Source organism: Nocardia sp. alder85J, from assembly GCF_020176955.2.
In the GTDB taxonomy this organism is placed as follows: Bacteria; Actinomycetota; Actinomycetes; order Mycobacteriales; family Mycobacteriaceae; genus Nocardia.
The window spans coordinates 248,836-271,846 of the sequence record NZ_JAIUCZ020000002.1; the positions used below are offsets into that span (position 1 = coordinate 248,836).

15 protein-coding genes are annotated in these 23,011 nt (G+C 70.3%); 14 read left to right on the forward strand and 1 reads right to left on the reverse strand.

Annotated features, from left to right (window positions below; all coding sequences use genetic code 11):
• Positions 1–13: 13 nt before the first annotated feature.
• From eccCa to LBW94_RS07520, 6 genes are all read left to right on the forward strand, one after another.
• A complete protein-coding gene (gene eccCa, locus LBW94_RS07495) occupies positions 14–4,018 on the forward strand; it encodes a type VII secretion protein EccCa (protein WP_225057474.1) in 4,005 nt (1,334 codons plus the stop codon).
• 156 nt (positions 4,019–4,174) lie between these two features.
• Entirely contained in the window at positions 4,175–4,501 is a 327-nt protein-coding gene (locus tag LBW94_RS07500) for a PE domain-containing protein (protein ID WP_225057475.1), read from the forward strand.
• A 50-nt stretch (positions 4,502–4,551) separates the two neighbouring features.
• Positions 4,552–5,877: a PPE family protein gene (locus tag LBW94_RS07505; protein ID WP_225057476.1), complete on the forward strand. Its 1,326-nt coding sequence runs from the start codon at positions 4,552–4,554 to the stop codon at positions 5,875–5,877.
• Positions 5,878–5,924: 47 nt separating this feature from the next.
• Positions 5,925–6,311, forward strand: coding sequence for a hypothetical protein (locus LBW94_RS07510; RefSeq protein ID WP_225057477.1), 387 nt, complete (start codon positions 5,925–5,927; stop codon positions 6,309–6,311).
• Positions 6,312–6,357: 46 nt separating this feature from the next.
• Complete coding sequence (locus LBW94_RS07515; protein ID WP_225057478.1) at positions 6,358–6,651, forward strand: WXG100 family type VII secretion target; 294 nt, start codon at positions 6,358–6,360, stop codon at positions 6,649–6,651.
• A 14-nt stretch (positions 6,652–6,665) separates the two neighbouring features.
• On the forward strand, positions 6,666–7,574 hold the full coding sequence (locus LBW94_RS07520) for an ESX secretion-associated protein EspG (protein ID WP_225057479.1): 909 nt from the start codon (positions 6,666–6,668) through the stop codon (positions 7,572–7,574).
• Between the two features lie 1,150 nt (positions 7,575–8,724).
• Here the strand turns inward: LBW94_RS07520 and LBW94_RS07525 are convergent.
• Complete coding sequence (locus tag LBW94_RS07525; protein WP_225057480.1) at positions 8,725–9,528, reverse strand: hypothetical protein; 804 nt, start codon at positions 9,526–9,528, stop codon at positions 8,725–8,727.
• Here LBW94_RS07525 and LBW94_RS07530 point away from each other — a divergent pair.
• The 8 genes from LBW94_RS07530 to LBW94_RS07565 all read left to right on the forward strand — a co-directional run bounded on the left by LBW94_RS07530 (position 9,490) and on the right by LBW94_RS07565 (position 22,999).
• The gene (locus tag LBW94_RS07530) at positions 9,490–11,058 is read left to right on the forward strand and encodes a MinD/ParA family ATP-binding protein (protein WP_225057481.1); all 1,569 of its coding nucleotides are present in this window, start codon (positions 9,490–9,492) and stop codon (positions 11,056–11,058) included. The two genes, LBW94_RS07525 and LBW94_RS07530, sit on opposite strands and share 39 nt — an antisense overlap.
• Entirely contained in the window at positions 11,055–12,569 is a 1,515-nt protein-coding gene (gene eccD / locus LBW94_RS07535) for a type VII secretion integral membrane protein EccD (protein WP_225057482.1), read from the forward strand. Before LBW94_RS07530 ends, eccD begins: the two co-directional genes overlap by 4 nt.
• Positions 12,569–13,933 carry a type VII secretion-associated serine protease mycosin gene (gene mycP / locus LBW94_RS07540; protein WP_225057483.1) on the forward strand — a complete coding sequence of 455 codons (1,365 nt, stop codon included), beginning with the start codon at positions 12,569–12,571 and terminating at the stop codon, positions 13,931–13,933. The genes eccD and mycP overlap by 1 nt, the downstream gene beginning before the upstream one ends.
• Complete coding sequence (gene eccE, locus LBW94_RS07545; RefSeq protein WP_225057484.1) at positions 13,930–15,678, forward strand: type VII secretion protein EccE; 1,749 nt, start codon at positions 13,930–13,932, stop codon at positions 15,676–15,678. The genes mycP and eccE overlap by 4 nt, the downstream gene beginning before the upstream one ends.
• Positions 15,678–16,052: a helix-turn-helix domain-containing protein gene (locus LBW94_RS07550; RefSeq protein ID WP_225057485.1), complete on the forward strand. Its 375-nt coding sequence runs from the start codon at positions 15,678–15,680 to the stop codon at positions 16,050–16,052. The genes eccE and LBW94_RS07550 overlap by 1 nt, the downstream gene beginning before the upstream one ends.
• Before the next feature lie 84 nt (positions 16,053–16,136).
• Positions 16,137–17,228: a hypothetical protein gene (locus LBW94_RS07555; RefSeq protein ID WP_225057486.1), complete on the forward strand. Its 1,092-nt coding sequence runs from the start codon at positions 16,137–16,139 to the stop codon at positions 17,226–17,228.
• Positions 17,228–18,034 (forward strand): hypothetical protein, encoded by an 807-nt coding sequence (locus tag LBW94_RS07560; protein WP_225057487.1) that lies wholly within the window; start codon positions 17,228–17,230, stop codon positions 18,032–18,034. Before LBW94_RS07555 ends, LBW94_RS07560 begins: the two co-directional genes overlap by 1 nt.
• A gap of 123 nt (positions 18,035–18,157) precedes the next feature.
• Positions 18,158–22,999: an NAD-glutamate dehydrogenase gene (locus LBW94_RS07565; RefSeq protein ID WP_266270209.1), complete on the forward strand. Its 4,842-nt coding sequence runs from the start codon at positions 18,158–18,160 to the stop codon at positions 22,997–22,999.
• The last annotated feature ends 12 nt before the right edge of the window (positions 23,000–23,011 follow it).

The window sequence follows — 23,011 nt, forward strand, 5'->3', positions numbered from 1 at the left end:
GCGGTGGCAGCAGGTGACCAGTACCCGTCGCTTCGTTCGTCCGGCCCGGATCGTCCGCGGCCCGAAGGCGCCGGCGGTCACCGAGCTGCGCCTGCAACCACCCACCGAGCTGCCGAAACCGGTGCCGCCGTCGCGGATCAAGATGATCATGCCGGTGGTCATGATGGCCGGTATGGGCGGCATGATGGTGATCATGCTCCGCTCCGGTGGCGGATTCTCACCGACCTCGCTGATGTTCCCGATGATGATGGTCGTGTCGATGTTCGGCATGATCGGCGGCTCGTTGGGCGGCGGCGGTGGATCGGCGAATCTCAACGAGGAGCGCAAGGACTATCTGCGCAGCATCGCGGAGAACCGGAAACAGGTGCGCGACGCCGAAACCGAGCTGTTCACCTATCTCCGGTACACCCATCCCGGCCCCGCCGAACTGCCCCGGCTGGTCGGCGGCAAGCGGATGTGGGAGGTCCAGGTCGCCGCGCCGCAGTTCCTGCGGGTGCGCATCGGCCGCGGCCGGATCGCCAACCAGGTGCGGGTGATCGTGCCGGAGGCGGCCCCCACCTCGGATCTGGATCCGGTGGGCGTGGTCGAGCTGACCCGGTTCGCCAAGGCGTACTCGACCGTCGGCGGCATGCCGGTCGCGATCAATCTGCTGTCCACCCCGCAGGTCGGCTTCGACGGTGACCCGGAGGCGGTCGCCGGGCTGGTGCGGGCGATGGTCGCCGAGGTGGCCGTGCTGCACGGACCCGATCAGGTCGCGGTGGCCGCGGTGCTGTCGGATCCCGATGCGCCGCAATGGTCGTGGCTGAAATGGCTGCCGCACACCCAGCACACCAGCGACACCGACGGCATCGGTTCGGCGCGCATGGTGTACCGCAACGTCGCCGAACTGCGCGCCAAGGTGCTCGCGGGCCTGAACCGGGGCCCGTTCTCCGCCAACAGCGAACCCAGCCTGGAGCGCAAGCATTTCCTGCTGATCGTCGACATCACCGGCGCGGCGGTGGATCGCGACATCTCCGGTATCGACGGCTGCACCTGGCTGCGCCTGGGCCACACCGAGCAGGCGCTGCCGCGCGCGCTGAAATTCGAGGTGACCGCGGACCATACGCTGCAGGAGCTGACCGCGCGCGGCATCCGGCGCATCGGCAGCGCCGACATCATGTCGGTGGGAGCGGTGACCGCGTTGTCCCGCAGCATCTCCCCGTACCGGCTGTCGAGTGTGGTGGAGGCCGTGGTCGCCGAGCAGTCCAGCGCCGGCACCTCCTGGGAGGAACTGGTCCACCTGCCGGATCCGGGCGCGATCCGGGTCGATCAGCAGTGGCCGCCCCGCCGCGACGCCGAACGCTCCCGGCTCAACATCCCGTTCGGGCACGACCCGGCAGGCCAGGTGGTGTACCTGGACATCAAGGAGTCGGCCGAGGAGGGCATGGGCCCGCACGGCATGTGCATCGGCGCCACCGGCTCGGGTAAGTCGGAATTCCTTCGCACGCTGGTCCTCTCGGCGGTGGCGACGCACTCCCCGGATGTGCTCAATCTGCTGCTGGTCGACTTCAAGGGCGGCGCGACCTTCCTCGGTTTCGACCGGTTGTCGCACGTCACGGCGGTCGTCACCAATATGGAGGAGGAGGCCGATCTCGTCACCCGCATGGAGGACGTGATCAACGGCGAAATGGGCCGGCGGCAACGCATTCTGCGTGACGCCGGGAACTTCGCCAGTGTCGCCGACTACGAGCGCACCCGCGAGCAGGGCGCGAATCTGGCGCCGATGCCGACGCTGCTGATCATCCTCGACGAGTTCGCCGAACTGCTGGAGCAGCACCCGAATTTCGCGAAGCTGTTCGTCGCGATCGGCCGCCTCGGCCGATCGCTGCGCATCCACCTGCTGCTCGCCTCGCAGAAGGTGCCGGCCAACCGGATGGGTGAGCTGGAGGCCCACCTGTCGTATCGGATCGCGTTGCGCACCAACCAGACCAGCGACTCCCGCGACGCCATCGGCACCGCCGACGCCTACCACCTGCCCAAGAAGCCCGGCGCCGGCTACCTGCGCGTGGGCGCCGGTGACCTGCAACGCTTCCAGGCCGCCTATGTGGGCTCGAACTACACCGCGCCGGCCCAGGTGACCGCTTCGGACGCGCGCCGGGCCCGCCGGGCCGGCGGTGGTTACCGGCCGCCGCAGTTGTTCACCGCGGCGCACATCTCCGACGCCCGGCCGGCGGTCGTCGAACCCGCGGTGGCGCCGGACGTTTCGGAGACGCCGGACGCCGAGGTGATCACCGTCATGGAGACGGTGCTGCAACAGCTGGCCGGGCACGGCCGACCGGCGCACCGGATGTGGTTGCCGCCGTTGAACGTTCCGCCCACCCTGGACCGGATGGTGTCGGCCACCCAGCAGGGCGGCCTGCGGCTGCCCTGGGCGATCATCGACATGCCGCGCCAGCAGCGGCAGGACGTGTGGTCGGTGGACCTGTCCGGGGCCGGTGGCCACGTGGCGGTCGTCGGCGGTCCGCAATCCGGCAAGTCGACGGCGTTGCAGGCCCTGATCATGTCGGCGGCGCTCACCCACACCCCGGAACAGGTGCAGTTCTACTGCCTCGACTTCTCCGGCGGCCTGTCCGGCATCCGCAATGTGCCGCACGTCGGTTCGGTGGCGTCGGCGCGCGACGTCGACCGGATCCGGCGCACCTTCGCGCTGATCAACAATCTGATCGCGCACCGGCAGGCGTTGTTCACCGAACTCGGTATCGACGGCATGCGGGAGTTCCGGCGGCGGCGCGGATCGGCGCGCGAGTCCAGGGATCTCACCGCCCGCGGCGACGTGCACGGTGACGTGTTCCTGGTCGTCGACGGCTGGGACATCGGATTCGCGGTCACCGGACCGTATTTCGACGAATATCTGCCGATGATGGAAGCCATTGCGCTGCAAGGCCTCAACTACGGCATCCACCTCGTCGTCAGCAGTTCGCGCTGGGCGGCGATCCGCCCGGCCATCAAGGATCTGTTGCAGACCCGGCTGGAACTGCGGCTCGGTGACCTGACCGACACCGTCTTCGGCGCGCACCGCGCGATCGTGGCGTCCATTCCGGCGAACCGGCCCGGCCGCGGCATCTCCGTCGACGGCCTGCACATGCTGACCGCGCTGCCGCGCAACGATGGTGTCGGCGAATCCGATTCGGTGCCCGCGGGTATCGCGGCCGCGATCGAGCAGCTGGACCGCACCTATCCGGGCCGGCGGGCGCCGGAGGTCAAACTGCTGCCCGCCCGGGTCACCCTCGACGAGATCATGGCGGGCCGGCCCGCGCCGAGCACCGCGGCGCAACGACTGGTGCTGCCGTACGGCATGCGCGAGTCGGATCTGAGCCCGGCCGCCATCGACTTCGGCGCATCGACGAACTTCATCGTGGTCGGCTCCTCCGGCTCGGGGAAGTCGACGGTGATCGCGGCGCTGCTGGCGTCGATCCGGCGGCAGTTCACCGCGGAGCAGGCCCGGGTGCTGCTGATCGACTACCGGCGGCAGCATATGGACGCGCTGCCACCGGAGATGATGATCGGATACCTCACCAGCGAGCGGGATCTGATGGAAGGGCTGCCGCCGTTCGCGGCGAAGATGCGTTCCCGCCGCCCACCGGACGACGTGACCTCCCAGCAGTTGCGGGAGCGGTCCTGGTGGACCGGACCGGAGATCTTCGTGGTGATCGACGATTACCACATGGTGGCCGCGCGCGGCATGATGAACCCGCTCGACCCGATCAAGGACATCATCGTCGACGGCCGCGACACCGGCCTGCACATCATCGCCGCCCGCAACATCGCCCAGGCCGACACCGCGATGTACGACAACGTGCTGGGGCAGATGAAGAATCTCAACTCGTCCGGATTCATCATGGACGGCTCGAAGCTCGACGGCGTCCTCATCGGCGATGTGAAGGCGACGAAACAGCCGGTGGGCCGGGGCATCCTGGTGGAGCCCCTGCATTCGCGAAAGGATCTGGTGCAGGCGGCCTGGGTTCCCGAGTCGCAGTGAGCGAATTCGCGTCCGGCCTGCCGGGATATCCGATCGGAACCGACTTCTCGGTTCGTGTCGGCCGAAACAGCCTATGTCCCTTTCCCAAGATTGGGAATGACTTAGCGTTTCCCATGTAGACCCTTCGAGTTCGCACCAGTCGCGAGGAGACATCCCATGGCTCTCGAAGTAACCCCCGAGGACTTTCCCGCCGTCATGGAGCAGTTGCTCGCTGTTCACACCGATCTGATGGGTGTGGTGCAGGGCACCTCCGTTGCGGCGAAACCCGTTGCGGCAGCATCGGATCCGGTCAGTCAGAATGCAGCGGTTCGGTTCGCCGCGTACCACGCCTATTTCTATGCGCAGACCTCGCCGGGGCTCGGCAACCTCCTGGAGGGCGCGCAGATGCTGGTGCCGGTCTCCACGGAGTACACGAGCACCGAGGTCGCCGGTGGCGGCGTCGTCACGGCGTCCGGCGCCGGGCTCGCAGGCGAAGCCGTCTGACTCGGCCTCCGGCTCGTCCCGATCCATCGTGAACTTGCGGAAGTGACATCATGCCCGGTCTGGTAGGCCCCGGTGAAACGATCGCGAATCAGCTCTACAAGGGTCCCGGCGCGGGCCCGATGCTGGATGCGGCCCAGGCGTATACGACCCTCGCGAATGCGATGAACAACGGCGCCGACAACTCCGACGGCACGATGGACGGGATGCAGAACATCTGGAAGGGACCCTCGGCCCACCGTGCCGAATCGGCCTTCCGGAACCACTCCAGCTGGGTGCGGAAGCAGGCGAGCCACGCTCACACCGCGGCGCATCAGGCGGGACTGGCTGCTTCGGCGTTCATCGGCACCAAGTCGGCAACTCCGCCGCCGGAGGTGTTCACGGGCCTGCGCGCCACCATCACCGCGCTGTCGGCGTCCAACGCGATGAACGTGAACACGATCCCCATCGCCGCCACCACCACCGCGCTGGCCGTGGCGAATGTCGAAGCGGTCGTTGCCTACTCCTCGTACACGACCGCGATGCAGGGCATCGTGATGGGCCTGCCGCCGATCCCGGCGCCGGCCCCGACCATCGTGAGCAGCCCCACCGGTCCCGGCGGGGGCGGGAGCACCAGCGGCCCCTCGGGCAGCGGTCCCGGTCCCACGCCCACCGGCTCCACGCCGCCGACGAGCACCTCCCCGACCAGTAATCCGCCCAGCACCAGCGGTCCGACCAACAGCGGTCCGACCACCACCGATCCCGGCAGCGGTGCGACCCAGACCGGTTCGCAGCCGGGCAACACCGATCCCGGCAGCAATCCGACCCCCTCGGATCCGCAGCAGACCACCGGTGTTCAGGATTCGGCGCCGTCGAACGATCTGAGCGCGCCGGACAACAATCTCGGATTCGATCCGAGCCAACTACCGGACTCCTCCTCGTCGTACTCCGCCGACGATCTGGCCGGGATGGGCGCGGGCGCGTACGCGGCACTGAGCCTGTCCAGCGGTGGGCTGGGGTCCATGGCGGGTGCGGCCACCGGATTCCGGATGCCCTCCAACTGGGGGCAGCTGACCGGCGGCCGGGCGTTCGGCGCCGGAACCGGCCTCGCGGAACCGGAGCCCGCGATGCAGCGGCGGGGAATCACCGCACCCGAAATGCAGCGCCGCCGCAAGCGCGAGGAGGAGAAGAAGCGCAAGGCGGCCGCCAAGGTGTCCGGGAAGGTTTTCGTACCGGGCGAACTCGACGAGGTGCCGGAACTGGAGCAACCGCCGGCCATCGGCGTGCTCGAGTACGACCTCGATCCGCTGTGGGACGAGACCTCGGAGGACGACTCCGATCTGATCGGAGTCCTGGAACACGACGACGACTGGTCGTCGACCGAAGAACGTCCTCGGTGACAGTTGTCCCGAGGTCGATGGAAAGACCGTCCTGAAAGGAACACCACATGGCTGCCTCTGGTTTGATGATCGCCGATCCCACTCAGCTGTCGCAGAGTTCGAAAGATACCGCCACCTGCCTCGGAGAGCTGGAGAGCTATCTGAAGGCGTTGATGAGCACGCAAGCGGAACTCCAGACCGCGGTGCAGAGCCAGCACACCGGCCAGGCCATCTACAACGCGCTCGCCAACGCCCAGCAGGCCGGCACCAAGCTGGCCGGCACGCTGGATCAGATCGTGAACGCGCTGCAACAGGCCGGCGTCAAGGTCGACACCCAGGACCTGGAGGGTGGGTCGAAGGTCGACGCGGTGGCCGGTCTCGGCTCCGGCTCGGGCGGTGTCCTGAACGCCGGTGCGACCGGCGGCACCTGGAACAAGATGGACTTCAACTTCTGACCGATTCCGGCCGGAACGATTCAATTCTCGAAAGGACCGAAATACCATGAAATTCAATTTCAGCGAGGTCGACGATCACTCGGTCACGCTCGGCCGGATCATCTCCAACATGGACGCGAACTCCCAGCACATCTCCAGCCTGGCGCAGGAACTGCTGACCGCGTTCACGGGTGCCGGTGCGTCGGGGTACGAGAGCATCATGAATCAGCTGAAAGGCGACCTGTCCAACTACCAGGGCACGCTGGCCCAGGTGCACCAGGCCATCAGCACGACGGCGGGCAGCCAGGGTCTGATGCAGCTGACCGATACGCAAAACGGCAGCATGTTCCTGGCGATCTGAGAGTTTTCGCGATCGTGCAGTCTCAGCCCGCTCCGTCGACGTCGGATCGGCGCGGCCGGACTGCCCCCGCCGAGCCGGATTCCGGCGAGGACGTGGACACCGATCCGGTTGCGATCGAGTTGAACGTCGATGCCGCCCTGTTGCTGCAGGACATGGTCGGCATCGACGGGTACCCAGCAGTATTGGCGATTCTGTCCAACGTCTTGCTGCTCGACGATCCGGACCGGGTGCGCACAGCCGTCGCCGAACGACTCACCGAGGTGGGCGTTCTCGTCGCCGGTGGTGCGCACCCGGCGGTCGCGCACTGGCTGCGCTGCCTGGACCGGCCGGACGTCGAAATGTCCGCCCTGGTGCTGGATCCGGGTCCGGACGGTGAGTTGCGGGGCATGCTCCGGATGTCGCTGGTGCGTGCCGGTGACACCCACGTGCTGGCGTTGCGTTGCGACGACCAGATCGTGATCCAGCCGGTCTTCGAGTCGCAGGAGCGGCTGGAGACCGTGACGGCGGCGCTGGCCGCCGCGCTCGGGCCGTGGCCCGCAGTGCAATTCGAGCCGGTCCGGGCGACCGATCGGCAGTTCGCCGAGGTGCCGCCGGACCCGGTGGAGCGGCATCTGGCGCTGGTGGAGCTGGGTGCGGTGGCGCATACTGCGAGCGTGCTCACGCGAGCAATGGATGCGATGGTGCGGAAAGCGGAAGTGGTGGTGAACGAACATCGTGACGGTGGCACGATGGAAGCAACGGTGGGCCTGAGTGTGCTGGACACCGAATCCGGCCGGATCGTCGTGACGCCCAGTGTCGCGCTGGACGGCGAGCTCTGGTCGACCTATGCGCCGGGCGACGACATCACGCTGCACTCGGGTGTCGCGGCGCTGGTCGATCTGCTGCCCGGCCGCAGTTGGTTCGGTACCCGCAGGACCGAGTGAGCCACTGGCTCCAGCGCCCGGGGTGCTGAGCTTTTCGAGAGGATTGAGGGATATGAACCGAGCGCCGAGCACCAACGGCAACTCGGTCCGGAGCGGCCGGACCCGAGGTGGGTACGACGCATTCTTCGGCGATGACAATTCGTCGAATCACAGTGTCGCGGAACCCCCTCCACCCCCTCCGAGCCCGCCACCAGGTCCTTCGACTCCCGCCAGCGGCGACCCGGAATCCGGGTCGCCACAGTCGTCTTTCCCGCCCGAGGCAGCGGCCCCGCCGCAGGCCGGCACGGGAACCGCAGCGGTACAACGCGAGCCGGCGGCCCAGACCCCGCGCTCGTCCTCCTCCAACACCACGGCCACCTGGCGGCGGGCCCGACAGGCCGCCGCCACCGAGTCCGCGCCGACCTCATCCACGGTCCGCCCCCCGAACTCCGCTGCCACACCGAACGATCCACTTCCGGCCCCACCCACCGAGTCCGAGGATTCCGCAGCTCCCCAGCCGGACTCCGCCCCTCCCGCCGCCCCTCAGCAGAACTCCGCCCCAGGCGGTGGACCCGCTGTGCCCCGGCCGAACTCCGTCCCACCGAGTGGATCGGCTGCCTCCCGGCCGAACTTCGCCCCTCCAGGTGATGGATCGGCCGCGTCCCAGCCGAACTCGGTCCCACCGGGTGGTGGATCGGCCGCGTCCCGGCCGAACTCCGCTCCGGCAGGCGGCGGATCCGCGGCGTCGCAGCGGAACTCCGCACCTCCCGGTGGTGGGTCCCCCGTTTCGCAGCCGAACTCGACCGCCGCCGGTGGTGGCTCCGCGGAGTCGCAGTCGAAGTCCGCCCCGGCCGGTGGTGGACCCGCTGCCTCCCAGCCGAACTCTGGGCCCCGTGGCAGTGAGTCGGCCGCGTCTCAGCCGGGTGGTTCGGCGCCCGGTGCCGGTGAATCCGCCACGCGCGGAACGGATCCGGTCTCGTACGGTGCGATCGAGTCGCAGGCCGCGTCCGACCAGGGCGCTGCCTCCTCGCCCGCGCTCGCCTCGCGCGCGGTCCAGCGTTCCGCGTCGCGGGCGGTCGTGGCCCCATCGCGGACCCCGCAATCGGCTGCCGCCCAACCCGATCAGGCCGACACCGCGACCATGACCGCCGACGAACTGCGTGCGGCGGCGCTACGTGCCGCCGCTGCTCGCGCTGCCGCCGCGCAGGCTGCCGCCCGCGCCGGCCAGTCGTCCGCATCCGGCCAGCCCTCCGGTGCGCCACAGTCTCCGGGTGCGGCCAACCGGACCAACGGTTCGGCAAGCCGGACAGGTCAATTCGCTCAACCGGACCAGGCCGAACGAGTGGGCCAGAGCCCCGCGCAGAGCCACACCGCCCGGCCGGGCCAAACCGGTTCGTTCGCCCAGCAGGGCTGGGCAGGCCAGCAGAATTCCTACGGCCAACAGGGCCAGCCGAGCCAGCAGGCCTGGCCGGGCCAACAGAGCGGCCAGCCGGGCCAAGCAGGCCAACAAGGCGGCCCCGCAGGCCAGCAGGGCCAGCCGAGTCAGCAAGGTCAAGGTGGTCGGCCGGGCTCGTTCGGCTCGCCGCACCAGGCGAGTCAGCAGGAGTCGTTCGGTCAGCAGGGCCAGCCGAATCAATACGGTTCGTTCGGCCCGCCGAGTCACGCGTTTCAGCCGGGCCAGGCTGGGCAAGCGAGCCAGACGGTCCAGCCCAGCCAGACGGTCCAGCCCAGCCCGACGGTCCAGCCGGGCCAGGTCGGCCAGTCGAGCCAGGGTGGCCAGTCGAGCCAGGGTGGCCAGTCGAGCCAGGGTGGCCAGTCGAGCCAGGGTGGCCAGCCGGGCCAGGGTGGCCAGGCTGGACAGGCGAGTCAGGTCGGCCAGGCGGATCGTTCCGCGGGATCGGGTGCGGCGGATCGCGCTGCGACCACGTCGAATTCGGTGTACGGGACCGCGTCCTCCGGATCCGGCGCCGGTCACGGCGCCGCGCCGGGTTCGGCGTCGTGGCCAGGTTCGGCCGGAACCGGTGGGTACGCGGCACATTTCGCGTCCGCCGAGCAGTCCGCCGCCCGCCCGAGCGGATCGGGTTCCACGACCGCCGGTCCGGAATCGACTACGGCGCAGCCGAACTCCGGCTGGGCGCCACCGACCGGCTATGCCGCCACCACCGGCGCGCCGGTCGCGGGTCCGTGGACGGCCGCTGCGGCGAGCCAGTACGCGGCCGGTGGGCAGTACGCCGGGGCTCGATACGCCGCCACGCAGACGGGGCAGTACACCGCGACCGGTCAGTACACGACCGCCGCGGACCGATACGCGGCGGCCTCCGAATCCGCTGCTGCGCAAGCAGTTTCGCAGGCGGCATCGGGCTCGGGGGCGGCCGCCGAAGCGACCACCGCACCGCCCGCCACCTGGCAGCAAGCCGAGGCCCCTGCCACCTGGCAGCAGTCCGAGGCTCCCGCTGCGTGGCAGCAAACCGATGCGGCCGATGCGTCGATCTGGGTGCCCGAGCGGTATCAGCGGGCCGCCGACAGTGCCCCCTTCATCGAGGTGTTGCCGGCCGCGCTCACCTCGGCGGATCTGCTGGCCGACATCTCGGCCGCCAACCGGGCCCGGCTGAAGTCCTCCACCGGCGTGCGCGGCGCGCTGAACAAGGTCGGCTTCAATCTCGGGCTGTCACCGGCGGAACAGCGGGTGGAGGATCGCCGCGGCCGGATCCGCAGGCAACTGCTCAGCACCTATCAGATCGCCGTGATCAGCGTGAAGGGCGGCGTCGGCCGCACCACCACGGCCGCCACGCTCGGCTCCACCTTCGCCGCGCTGCGGCCGGACCGGGTGGTCGCCATCGACGCCAATCCCGATTTCGGCGATCTGCCCTCGCGGACCAGCCCGCATCCGTACGGTCTGTCGCTGCGCGACCTGGCCCAGGCATCGAGTCTGGACTCGTTCGCCACCGTGCAGTCGTTCATGTCGATCAACTCCGCGGATCTGGCCGTCATCGCCTCGCCCTGGAACGCGGAGGCGATCGAGGCGCTGTCGGGGCGGGAGTACATGGCCGCCATGGACACGCTGCGCCGGCACTTCAATCTGCTGCTGGTGGACTGCGGCACCGGTGTGCTCGATTCGGTGACCACCTCCGTGCTGCGCACCAGCGATGCGGTGGTGGTGGTCACGCCCGCGACCGTCGGCGGGGTGAAAGGCGCTGTGGCCACCCTGAATTGGCTGAACACCCACGGGCTGAGCCAGCTGATCGCGAAGTCGGTGGTGGCGATCGTGCACCACCAGCCGACCAAGCCGATCGTGGAGGTCGAGGCGATCGAGAAGTTGTTCCAGACCGCCCAGCGCCCGACCCGCTTGATCCCGTACGACCCGCACCTGGCCGAGGGCGGCGAGATCGACCTCCGGCTGCTCGACAAGGAAACCCTGCTGGCGTTCGAGGAATTGGCGGCCGGACTGTCCGACGGCTTCCCGACCTCGTATCTGAACGGCGCCGACCGAGGAGGATGGCGATGAGTACCGCCTTCGCGCCCACCACCGCGGCGAACGCGGCACCCGCATCCTCCGCGGAGGTGGCCCGTGCGCGCATCGCGATCATGGTGGCGACCTATCAGGTCGATGTGGTGCTGCCGACGAAATTCGCGATCGAGACCTTCATCGACGATCTGATCGGCGTGCTGGCCGGTGCGGTCGAGGACGAGAACGTGGATTTCACCCCGCCGGTGGGCCAGTGGAGTCTGGCTCGTCCGGGGGAGCCGGCGATCCCACGCTGGCGCAGCCTGGAGGATCACGAGATCGCCGACGGCGCCGTGCTGACCCTGTCGGTGGTGGAGTCGGCCGAGGTCTTCACCCCGGTGGTGGAGGACATCACCGACGCGCTGGCGCTGATCAACGAACGGGAATTCGCCGAATTCGACGCCGTCACCGTGCAGACCGCGGGCGTCACCGCGCTCGGCGTCGCGGCCCTGTCGGTCGCCACCATGATGTGCTGGTCGTGGACGCGCACCGGTTCCTGGCTGTGGTGCGGTCTGCCGACGATCCTGCTGGGCCTGGTGTGCTGGTTCGCGGCGGTGCCGGTGCAGCGCCGGGAGAACTCCGCCCGGCTCGGGCTGGGCCTGGCGCTGTCGGCGTTGCCGCTGCTGTTCGCGGGCGCCGCCATGCTGGTGCCGCCGGCCTACGGACGGCCGGGCCCGCTGGCCCCGGCCAATCTGGCCGCCGGGCTGGTGGTCGCCGCGGTGGCCGCGCTGACGATGCTGCGGCTGGTCCGGATCGGCACGACCGCGCTGGTCGCCGTGGCGACGCTGGGCGTGGTCCTCGCGATCGCGGTGGCGCCCGCGGCCTATCTGGACGTCTCGGTCCGGCAGGTGGCCGCCGGCGTGGTTTTCGTGGCCGTGGTGCTGCTGACCTCGGCGCCGCGACTGGCCGTGGTGGCGGCCCGGATCCGTCCGCCGGATCTGCCCGACCCGGGCGCCGAGGTGGCCCCGGCCACGCTGACCGACATCTTCGACGCGCAGACCGGCGTCGAGCCGGCCGAGGACGAGCAGGCGCTGCCGGTCGAGACCATCGAGAGCCGGGCCCGCACCGCGGTGACCACGTTGCGCGGCTTGATCATCGGGATGACGGCGCTGGTCTCGGGCGGTACGGTGGTGGCGGCCGCGGCGAGTCCGGGTGGTGTGCGCGAGATCGTGATGGCGGCGGCGGTGGCCGGCGCTCTCACCCTGCGCGCCCGCTGGCATCCGGATCGGGTGCAGGCCGTCGCGCTGCTCGCCGGCGCCGCCCTCACCACGATCGGTACCGGATTCGAGTTGGTCGGCGCCTATCACACCCCGCTGGCCCGGCTGCTGGTGGCGCTGGTGGTTGCCGCCCTCGCCGGTCTGGGATGTGTTGCCGCGATGAGTCTTCCGGGCCGCAGACTGTCTCCGGTGACCCGCCGCGCGATCGATCTGCTGGAGTACGCGCTGATCCTGGTGGTTCCGGTGCTGGCCTTCTGGATCATGGGTGTCTACACGGCGATGCGGGCCATCTGATGGGAATTGCTCGTGGCCTGCGGGCGGCCGTGTGCACGGCAGCCGCCTGCGGGCTGGTGACGGTCGCCGCCGCGCCCGCCTCCGCGATCAACCCACCGCAGGTGGTGGTCGGCGTGGTGCCGCCGGACGGCGCGCCCGGCCCGGAACAGCCCACCAAACAGGACAAGGGCTGTCTGGGCACCGGTGTGCTGCCGGACAGCGATCTGCAACAGGTCCCGCCGCCGGAGCGGATGCTGAATCTGACGCAGGCGCGGGCCTTGTCGCGGGGCGCGGGGGTGACGGTCGCGGTGGTCGACACCGGGGTCGGCCCGAATCCGCGGTTGCCCGACCTGGTCGGCGGCGGCGATTACGTGACGGCCGGCGGCGACGGACTGTCCGACTGCGATGCGCACGGCACGCTGGTGGCCGGAATCATCGGTGCGGCGGCCGATCCCGCGGACGGGTTCAGCGGCGTGGCCCCGGACGCCCGGATCGTCTCGGTCCGGTACCGCTCCGGCGCGTTCAGCCTCGATCAGCCGTCGAATTACGATCCGTCCGCGCAGGTGTCGATGGACATCCGGACCCTGGCCCGGGCCATCACGCACGCCGCGAATCTGGGTGCCCAGGTGATCAGCGTGACGCTGCCGATCTGCGTGGCCGCCGCGGCGCCGGTCGACCAGTCGATGCTGTCGGCGGCCGTCGGGTACGCCACCGAACTGCGCGGGGCGCTGGTCGTGGCCGGGGCGGGCAACACCGGAAACAGTGGCTGCGACCAGAATCCGGACATCGATCCGAGTCATCCCACCGATCGGCGCAACTGGTCCGGGGTGAAGACCCTGTCCGCGCCCGGCTGGTTCTACAACGACGTGCTGACCGTCGGATTCACCACGGCCACCGGCGCTCCCGTGCCGGATACGCTGTCCGGCCCCTGGGTGTCGGTGGCGGCGCCCGGGACCGGGATCGAGTCGCTGGGGCCCGGCGGTGGCGGCCTGATCAATGCGGTCGGCACGCCGGACAAGCTGACTCCGGTGGGTGGCGCGTCGTTCGCGGCCGCCTACGTCAGCGGGGTGGCGGCGCTGCTGCGCTCCCGCTACCCGAGCGAGAATCCGGCCGAGATCGTCGCGCGGCTGGAGGCCAGTGCGCACGCGCCGGCCCGCGGCGTCGACAACACCGTCGGCGCGGGCATCATCGATCCGGTGGCGGCGCTGAGCTACCGCACTCCGCCGCAACCGCCCGGCGGGCTGAATCGCGGTGAGACGCTGGCACTTCCGAACCCGGTCCGGCAACCGGACCGGCGGCCGACGCTGGTGGCGGCCGGGGTGGCGGCCGTGGCACTGGTGCTGGGCCTTGGCGTGAGCCGGTGGCAGCGGAGGTGGGCCCGATGACCGCCACGGACCCCGGCACCGGCAGCGGCGAGCGGGTGCCGTTCGCGATCGTGGTGTTGGCCGGCAGCCTGCTGGTGGCGGCGTTGTGGGGTCGTCCGATGTGGTGGATCGGCCCGGTGGTCGTGGGTGTGGCGGTACTGCTGGTGGCCGTCGAGATCGGCGGGCACACGGTGGTGCGCTGGCTGCTGAACTGGGCCGCCTTCCGATTCGGGCTGGAATCCCGTGCGCTGCAACGCGGTACGCCGCCGCAACTGCGGGACGTGGAGGTCCCCGCCGGTACCTGCGGGATCGGCGCCGACGGCGCCACGCTGATCGCGATGGTGCAGCTGGCGCCGGATCTGGATCTGCCCACGGTGATCGCGGACGAGACCATCTACACCGAGGACACCGTGCCGGTGGATCTGCTGCTGCCGCTGCGCGAGCAGTACGGCATCGACGTGGACATCGATATCGTGACCACCGGGCGCCGGGTGCGGCCGACCGGTAGTTACAGCATGCTGTACGACCAGCTGATCGGCGCGCAGCCGGTGATCGGCCACCGGCTGACCTGGCTGGTGGTGCGCCTGGACCAGGAGCGCAATCTGACCGCGCTGGCCCGGCGCGGACCGGTGGCGACGGTGGCGCCCAAGGCGCTGGCCACCGCGGCGGTGCGGATCGCGTCGCAGCTGCGCGAGCACGGCATCGCCGCGCATCCGCTGCCCGCCGACGAACTGCGCGGCGCGAGCCGGTTGTTGCACGCCGGGGTGGAACCGGCCGACCTGCGCGAGCATTGGAGCAGGCTGGAGCCGCCGATTCCCAACCGCGTCGTGACCACCGGCATCGTCGACTGGTCCCGGCTCGGTGGCCTGGGCCTGGAGGACTGCTGGACCTGGAACCGGGGCTGGACCACCGTGGTGATCAGCCTGCCCGCGGATTCCGGGTCGCAGGCGGCGCCGCGGGTGCTGGTCCGGTACGTCGGCCCGCCGATGGACGAGCTACCGGACTACCTGCGACCGCTGCGCGGGCAGCAGTCGCAGGCTTTCCGGGCCACGCTGCCTACCGGTGTCTCGGTGCGCGATCTGCCGTCCGACGAGTCCGGGGCCGATGTGGTCCCGGACGAGGTGCTGCCGGAGCTGGTGCTCCCGATCGGGCCGAACGGCCAGATCCTCGGGTCGATCAGCGGCCATCCACGGCACACCCTGGCGTTGCCGCTGTACGATCCGTCCCGCTACAACCCGCGCCGGCGCTCGATCGATGTGCACGCGGATCTGCCGGTGGCACAACAGATCGTGTTGCGGGCCATGATCGTCGGCGCGGAGGTGGAGGTGCACTCCGCGCGTCCGCAGCGCTGGTGGCAGCTGGTGTCCGCGGTGGGTGACCCCAGCGCGCTGCGGCTGGCGCCGGATCCCGCGCAGAACGGGAACCAGGCCGGCTTCGAGCCGCCGACGATCACCGTCTTCGATCAGCTGCCGCCGCGCTCCTCGGCGGCGCAGACCACGGTGACCATCAGCAATCCCGACACCCCGCCGCGGCGGGCCGCCGATCTGCTGATCACCCAGGTCGGTGACACCTCGGTGGACGTGCGCATCCCGATGCGCACGGTGCGCGTGGACCTGATCGAACCGCACGGTGAGACCCGCTATTTCGACTCGGGTACCGAGTCCGCCGCCGGGCCGCCGCCGGCCGACGGTTTTCCGCCCGCACTGGGAAGTGCGCCGACCGTACCGCTCGCCGATCGCCCATCGGCACGGGTGATGGGACAGTAATGTTGATCAACGTGGAATCCGAATTCTCGCAGCCGGAAGGCGCATTGGACGACATCTCCGGTGTTTCCGAGAGCCGTGCCGGCGCCGACGGCCTCAGCCCGCGACAGGCCGCCGCCGCCGTATTCTCCAGTCGTTTGTCGGAATTGATCGCCGAATCGGTGGTGTCCACCGAGGACGGCTCGACCAGGTCGCTGACCTTGTATTCGCTGGCGCAGCACCTGGAACTGGCCTATCCGGACGTGCCCGTCTCACAGTCCGGCCTGTATCGGCTCATTCACGGTGAGGCGATACCGCGACTCGATTTGATCATCGCACTGGCCCGGGTATTCGATGTGCCGCCGGAGTATTTCGTCACCGCCGAGAAAAAGCGTTGACACGCGTCACCGTGCGCAATCGGCTTCCCGCTGCTGGGAATGTAATTCGGCTGTTTCGCGGATTCGCCGGATACGATTCGGGACATGCCCGCTGACGAGTCGGGAGACGTCTTTCTCCGCCACCGGGACGCGGTCCTGGACGCGCTGCTGTCCGATCCCGCGCTGGGGCCGTCGTCGGCGCCCGGCCCGGGTTCCGGCAGTGTGTCGAGGCCCTCGGCGGCCACCGGGACGGCGCCGCCGCCGGTCGGGATCGGTGAGACCTCGGGGCCGCTGTTCGCGCAGCCCACCGGCGGCGAGCCGATGACCGATCCGGCGTCGGCGGCGCAGTTGCTGCCGCCGCGCGCGGCCGAGGGCCCCAAGGCCAGCGAGCGAATCCTGGCCCTGCTCAACGGCACCACGCCGGACAGCGGTGGGTCGGCGATGAACCTCGGTACGGAGTTCTCGCAGCGGTACGGCACGAATCCGGAGGAGCCGGCCCCGGAACAGCCCCGGGCGCCCGAGCCGGCGGTGAACCAGTCGCCCGCCGCGCCCGCGAGCACCCGGCAGACGATCATCACGCAGTTGCGCAAGCCGAAGGTGGCGTTGATCCTCGTCGCCGTGGTGGCGCTGGCCTTCGTGATCGCCCTGGTCACCACCTCCGGCGGCGGATCACAGCCCTCCGGGCCGGTGTACATCGCCAATTCCGGTGCGGGACAGGCCACATCGTCGGCCTCCGCGCCCGCGCCGACCTCGGTGGCCTCCTCGGCGCTCACCGCGAAGGCCGCGACGTCGCACTGTCCGCCGGGCAGTACTCCCGGTATGGACGCCTTCGCCGGACAGGGCAAGGCCTGGTCCTGTGTGCGGGCCTTCAAGGTGGACGGTCAGGTGCTGACCATCGACCTGGGCCGCACCTATCAGATCGACTCCATCGGGATCGTGCCGGGCTGGGACAGCGTCGGTGCCGACGGCGTCGACCAATGGACGAAATACCGGACGGCGAGCCGGGTTTCGTATCAGTTCAACGATGCCGCCAACACCGTCTACACCCAGCAGACCCTGGACCAGCGCGGGCTGGTGGTCACCAAGATGAGCACGCCGATCACCGCCTCCAAGGTGGTGCTGACCGTGCTGGAGTCCAAGGGTGACCCGACCTCCAACACCGTGGCCGTCTCCTCCATCGTGATAACCGGGCGCTGATGATCGGTGAATTGATCTGCCAGTACTGCGCGCACCGCAACGGCGCCGCCGAATCCCGCTGCCTGCACTGCGGTGCGCCGCTGGCCGCCACGGTGCTGCGCGACGCGACGGCCGCGATCCACGACACCGCGACCGGGGCCCGGGACGCGGCGACGGTGGCCCGGGTGGCCGACGACTTCCGGCGGCTGCCGTTCGAGGGCGCGGCGGCCGCGGGCATGTACGGGCGCGATGCCGTGGCGGCGGCGCATTCGGCTGCGCCGCCACCACATTCCGGTGCGGACGCGGCGCCCGTCAACCGGCTGGAGGCGCTGATCGCGCGGTGGCTGGAGGGGCTGGGCTGGCGTCCGGTCGCCCTCATCCTGGCGGTGCTGGCCGTGCTCGCGCTGCTGCTGATCCACGGCTGCTCGAAACTGGACATGCCCGTGGTGGGCCAGGTTTCGGCGGCGGAGGCGTTGCCTGTCGCCCTGCACACCGCGGCCTCCTGCGGCCCGCTGCCGGGCGCGGGCGCCGGTGACCGCTGCGTGATCCCGGCCACCAGTACGCTGCTGGCCGGTGGTGTGACCGGCGGCCGGGAACTGAGTTTCACCTTGCAGGTGCAGCATCCGGACCAACTGGCCGCATCCATCGCGAGCTGGCGAGCGGGTGGCGGCGTACTGCTGACCGACGGCACCGTCTTCGCCGCGATCGGCCCGTCGGCCACCGTGTGGTACGCCGACAACCGCACCGGCATCCGCATCGAGACGGCGGCGTTCGCCGGTCAGTCGGCGGCCCGGACCTTCTTGAATCGCGCCGGTCTGGTGCAGTGACCCCACGTTCGCGGTCTTCCCCATCGTGACGCTGCCCACTTTTAATGAGCCGTTGAACAACGGCACGTTAATCGTTGTAGCATTGGAGCAGCGAAGTTCCGGCATTCGGGAAGGTGTGGATCGATGGTTGCAGGCACTGGACACTCGACAGCAGGGACCGTGTTCCGCGACGATCCCACCGACCTCGGCGCCGCGTACCTCCGCGGGATCCGGCCCGGCGCCGCGCCCGCGATCACCACGCGCGCGACCGAGATCTTCACCGCGCACCGCGATCTCGCGCAGCTGCGGGAGCCGGGCACGGCGGTGGTCCGGGTGTACGCGCCCGACGACGGCAGCGGGCTCGACGCCGCGGTGCAGATCATCAACGACGATATGCCGCTGCTGGTCGACGCCGTGACCGCGACGCTGCGCCGGCGCGGCCTGGCCGTCGCCGATGTGGTGCATCCGGTGTTCGACGTCGTGCGCGGGGCGCGCGGCCGGCTGCGCGGGGTCCTGGTGGGGGAGGACCAGCGGCCCACCGCGGTCTGGCGGTCCGCCGGCGCGCGGAGCGTCCGCGAGTCCTGGATGCACGTGCAACTGGCCGCCTGGCCCACCGGGGCCGTGGCCGCCGACCTGGAACGCGAACTGATCGGCGTGCTGGACACGGTCCGCCGCGTCGCCGATGACACCTCCGCGATGCTGGCGGCGTTCGAGTCGGTGGCCGACCGCCTGGATACCGCCGCCGGCGACACCGCCGCCGCCGAACCGCCCGAGTCGGCGCGCCTGCTGCGCTGGCTGGCCGGTGGCCATTTCACCGTGCTCGGCTACGGCTACTACTGCCGGCCGGTCGACGCCACCGACGACAGCGGCACCTGGCAGGTGCCCGGTACCGGGCTCGGGGTGCTGCGCGATGCCGGTGCCGCGGTGACGATTCCGGCGCTGGGTGACCAGCTTCCGGTGCTGCGGATGGCCGCGGCCGGGGAGACGGTGCTGCCGGTCTCCTCCGAGCTGTACGCCGTCGGGGTGGCCGATCTCGAAACGATCTCCACCGCGGGCACTTCCGACGGAGCGGGCCGGGTGCGCGGGCAGCACGTGTTCGTCGGCTCGCTGACCGTGACCGGACTGCACGAGGACATCCTCGACATCCCGGTCATCTCCCGCCGGGTGCGGCAGGTGATCGAGCGGGCCGGCTTCGACCTGAACTCGTTCTCCGGGCAGGCGATGCTGGAGCTGTTGCAGACCTTCCCGCGCAGTGAACTGTTCGCCGCGGACTCGCGCCGGCTGTTCGACACCGTCACCGCGGTCATGAATCTCGGCCGCTCGCGCGGGATCCGGCTGTTCCTGCGCCGGGACGCGCGCACCGGCGCGGTGTACTGCCTGGTGTACCTGCCGCGGGACCGGTACTCCACCGAGACCCGGCGCCGCATGCAGGACATCCTGCTGGCCGAATTCGACGGTGAGCAGGTGACGTACTCGGCGCGGGTCACCGATTCCGATCTGGCGGCGCTGCTGTTCACAGTGCACCGGTTGCCCGGCGCCGGACCGGTCGACATGTCCGAATCCCGGCGCGAGCGGTTGCAGGCCGAACTGTTCGGCACGGTCACGACCTGGGCGGACCGCTTCGCGGAGCTGGCCCGGCGGCCCGGGACCGAGCGGCTGCCCGCGGCGGCGTCCCGGCAGTACGCCGCCGGCTTCCCGATCGGCTACCAGCAGGAACACGAACCGGCCCGTGGGCTGGCCGACGCCCTGCGGTTGCACCGGCTGGCCGCGGGCGGGATCGATACCGACCTGCACCGGGAGCCGGGCGCCGCCGATCGGTGGCGGTTCACCCTCTACGTCGCGGGGGCGGAGGTGTCGCTGAGCCGGGTACTGCCGGTGCTGCACGGTCTCGGTGTCGAGGTGGTCGACGAACGGCCGTACCGGATCGGCCGTGCCGACGAGACCCCGTGCTGGATCTACGATTTCGGCCTGCGGCTGCCGGTCGCGCCGGTGGCCGGCACCGATGCCGAAACCGAAGCGCGGCAGCTGTTCTCGCAGGCGTTCCAGGCGATGTGGTTCGGGCGCGCCGAGATCGACGGACTCAACGAGCTGGTGCTGCGCGCCGGCCTGGCCTGGCATCGGATCGCGATCCTGCGCGCCTACGTGAAATATCTGCGCCAGGCCGGATTCACCTACGCCGGCGCCACGATCACCCGGGTGCTGCTCGGCCACGCCGCGGTGGCCCGGTCCTTCGCGGACCTGTTCGCCGCGCAGTTCGACCCGGACGCCGAGCCGGGGCAGGCCGCCGCGCGGGCGGCCGCGCTGTCGGAGCAGGTGGCCGCCGAGATCGACGCGGTGGTCGGCCTGGACGCCGACCGGATCCTGCGCGCGGTGCACGGACTGATCGCGGCGACATTGCGCACCAACTACTTCCGCGGCGACGCTACCGGGAACCCGCCGGAGTACCTGTCGTTCAAGTTCGATCCGCAGCGGATCGCCGAATTGCCGAAGCCCCGTCCGCAGTTCGAGATCTTCGTGTATTCGCCGCGGGTGGAGGGTGTGCATCTGCGGTTCGGTGCGGTGGCGCGGGGTGGGTTGCGGTGGTCGGATCGGCTGGAGGATTTCCGGACGGAGATTCTGGGTCTGGTGAAGGCGCAGGCGGTGAAGAACGCGGTGATCGTGCCGGTGGGTGCGAAGGGTGGTTTCGTGGTGAAGCAGCCGCCCGCGCCGACCGGCGACCCGGTGGCCGACCGCGCGGCGTTCCAGGCCGAGGGCATCGCCTGCTATCGCACCTTCGTGTCCGGGCTGCTCGACCTCACCGACAACATCGACCGCGCCACCGGACAGACGGTGCCGCCGCAGCGGGTGGTGCGGCGTGACGGTGACGACACCTATCTGGTGGTGGCCGCCGACAAGGGCACGGCGACGTTCTCGGATATCGCCAATGATGTTGCGGGGCAGTACGGTTTCTGGCTCGGTGACGCCTTCGCCTCCGGCGGTTCGATCGGCTACGACCACAAGGCGATGGGGATCACCGCGCGGGGTGCCTGGGAGAGTGTGAAGCGGCATTTCGCGGAGCTGGGTGTCGACACCCAGGCCCAGGACTTCACCGTGACCGGTGTCGGCGACATGTCCGGTGACGTGTTCGGTAACGGGATGCTGCTGTCGGAGCACATCCGCCTGGTGGCGGCGTTCGATCATCGGCACATCTTCGTGGATCCGGTTCCGGTGGCGGATGTCTCGTTCCGGGAGCGGCAGCGGCTGTTCGCGCTGCCGCGGTCGTCCTGGGCGGATTACGATGCCGCGCTGATCGGCCCCGGTGGCGGCGTCTGGCCGCGCACCGCCAAGTCGATCCCCGTGAGCCCCGAGATGCGCGCGGCCCTCGGCCTGGCCGGTGACATCACCGAACTCGCACCGCCGGAACTGATCCGGGCCATCCTGCTGGCGCCGGTGGACCTGTTCTGGAACGGCGGCATCGGCACCTATGTCAAGGCGGCGGGCGAGACCCACGCCGACGTCGGCGACAAGTCGAACGACGCGGTGCGGGTGAACGCGGATCAGTTGCGGGTCACGGTGATCGGCGAGGGCGGCAACCTGGGCGTGACGCCGCTGGGCCGCATCGAGTTCTGCCGGCACGGCGGCAAGTGCAACACCGACGCCATCGACAACTCCGCCGGGGTGGACTGCTCCGACCACGAGGTCAACATCAAGATCCTGCTCGACGGCGCGGTGGCCGCCGGTGAGCTGCCCGCGGGGGAGCGGACCGCCCTGCTGGCCTCGATGACCGACGAGGTCGCGGAACTGGTTCTCGCGGACAATATCTCGCAGAACCACCGCCTCGGCCTGTCCCGCGCCGGGGCCCGGGAGCAGGCGCCGGTGTACCGGCGGGTGCTCGCCGACCTGACGCAGCGGCACGGCCTGGACCGGCGGCTGGAGGCGCTGCCCGCCGACGCCGAGCTGGAGCGGCGCATCGCGGCCGGAACCGGGCTCACCTCACCGGAATTGAGCACGATCCTGGCGCACGTGAAGCTGGCGCTGAAGGCCGATCTGCTCACCGGCGATCTGCTCGACGGCAACGCCTTCGCCGGTGTGCCGGCCGGGTACTTCCCGGCGCCGCTGCGCGACCGGTTCGCCGCCGGGATCGATCGGCATCCGCTGCGGCGGCAGATCGCGGCCACCTCGGTGATCAACGATCTGGTCGACCACGGCGGCATCACCTTCGCCTTCCGGCTGACCGAGGACACCGGTGCGGACACCGCCGATGTCGTACGCGCCTTCACCGCCACGGCCGAGATCCACGATCTGCGCGAGTTGTGGGCGCGCATCCGCAGCACCGTGATGCCCGCGGCCACCCGCTATCAGCTGGAGGCCGAGACGATCCGCACCCTCGATCGCACCGCCCGCTGGCTGCTCGCCAACCGGCCGCAGCCGATCGCCGTCGGCGCCGACATCGCTCGCTACCGCGACGGCGTGCGGGCGCTGGCCGACCGGGTGCCCGCCGAACGCGGTGGCGCGCAACGCCGCCGCGACGAATGGGTCCGCCTCGGCGCCCCCGCGGCCCTGGCGGCCGAGGTGGCGGGCCTGCTGCACCGCTCGGTGCTGCTGGACGTGCTGGACCTGGCCGAGATCGCCGACCGCGACGCCCACGAGGTGGCGGACCTCTACTACGCCCTCGACGACCATTTCGAGATCCAGCGCCTGGTCGAGGCGGCGGACGGCGTGGAGCACGGCGACCGCTGGCACACCCTGGCCGGGCTGGCGGTCCGGGACGACCTGTACGGATCGCTGCGTTCGCTGACCCTGGACGTGTTGTCCGCCAGCGATTCCGGTGAGTCCGCGGCCGAGAAGATCGCGTACTGGGAGTCGATCAGCCGCTCCCGGCTGGCCCGCTCCCGCGCCGCCCTGGCCCAGATCTTCGCCCTGGACCACTACGACCTGGCAACCCTGTCGGTCGCGGCCCGCCAGGTGCGCGGCATGGTCGGCGGCGCGGAGGCCACCGTCGGCTGAACACCCGCCGGG

Bases quoted from the DNA above. Each gene is read 5' to 3' on its own strand.
- LBW94_RS07500 (WP_225057475.1), top strand. From the start codon at position 4,175: ATGGCTCTCGAAGTAACCCCCGAGGACTTTCCCGCCGTCATGGAGCAG.
- LBW94_RS07505 (WP_225057476.1), top strand. From the start codon at position 4,552: ATGCCCGGTCTGGTAGGCCCCGGTGAAACGATCGCGAATCAGCTCTAC.
- LBW94_RS07510 (WP_225057477.1), top strand. From the start codon at position 5,925: ATGGCTGCCTCTGGTTTGATGATCGCCGATCCCACTCAGCTGTCGCAG.
- LBW94_RS07515 (WP_225057478.1), top strand. From the start codon at position 6,358: ATGAAATTCAATTTCAGCGAGGTCGACGATCACTCGGTCACGCTCGGC.
- eccD (WP_225057482.1), top strand. From the start codon at position 11,055: ATGAGTACCGCCTTCGCGCCCACCACCGCGGCGAACGCGGCACCCGCA.
- mycP (WP_225057483.1), top strand. From the start codon at position 12,569: ATGGGAATTGCTCGTGGCCTGCGGGCGGCCGTGTGCACGGCAGCCGCC.
- eccE (WP_225057484.1), top strand. From the start codon at position 13,930: ATGACCGCCACGGACCCCGGCACCGGCAGCGGCGAGCGGGTGCCGTTC.
- LBW94_RS07550 (WP_225057485.1), top strand. From the start codon at position 15,678: ATGTTGATCAACGTGGAATCCGAATTCTCGCAGCCGGAAGGCGCATTG.
- LBW94_RS07555 (WP_225057486.1), top strand. From the start codon at position 16,137: ATGCCCGCTGACGAGTCGGGAGACGTCTTTCTCCGCCACCGGGACGCG.
- LBW94_RS07560 (WP_225057487.1), top strand. From the start codon at position 17,228: ATGATCGGTGAATTGATCTGCCAGTACTGCGCGCACCGCAACGGCGCC.
- LBW94_RS07565 (WP_266270209.1), top strand. From the start codon at position 18,158: ATGGTTGCAGGCACTGGACACTCGACAGCAGGGACCGTGTTCCGCGAC.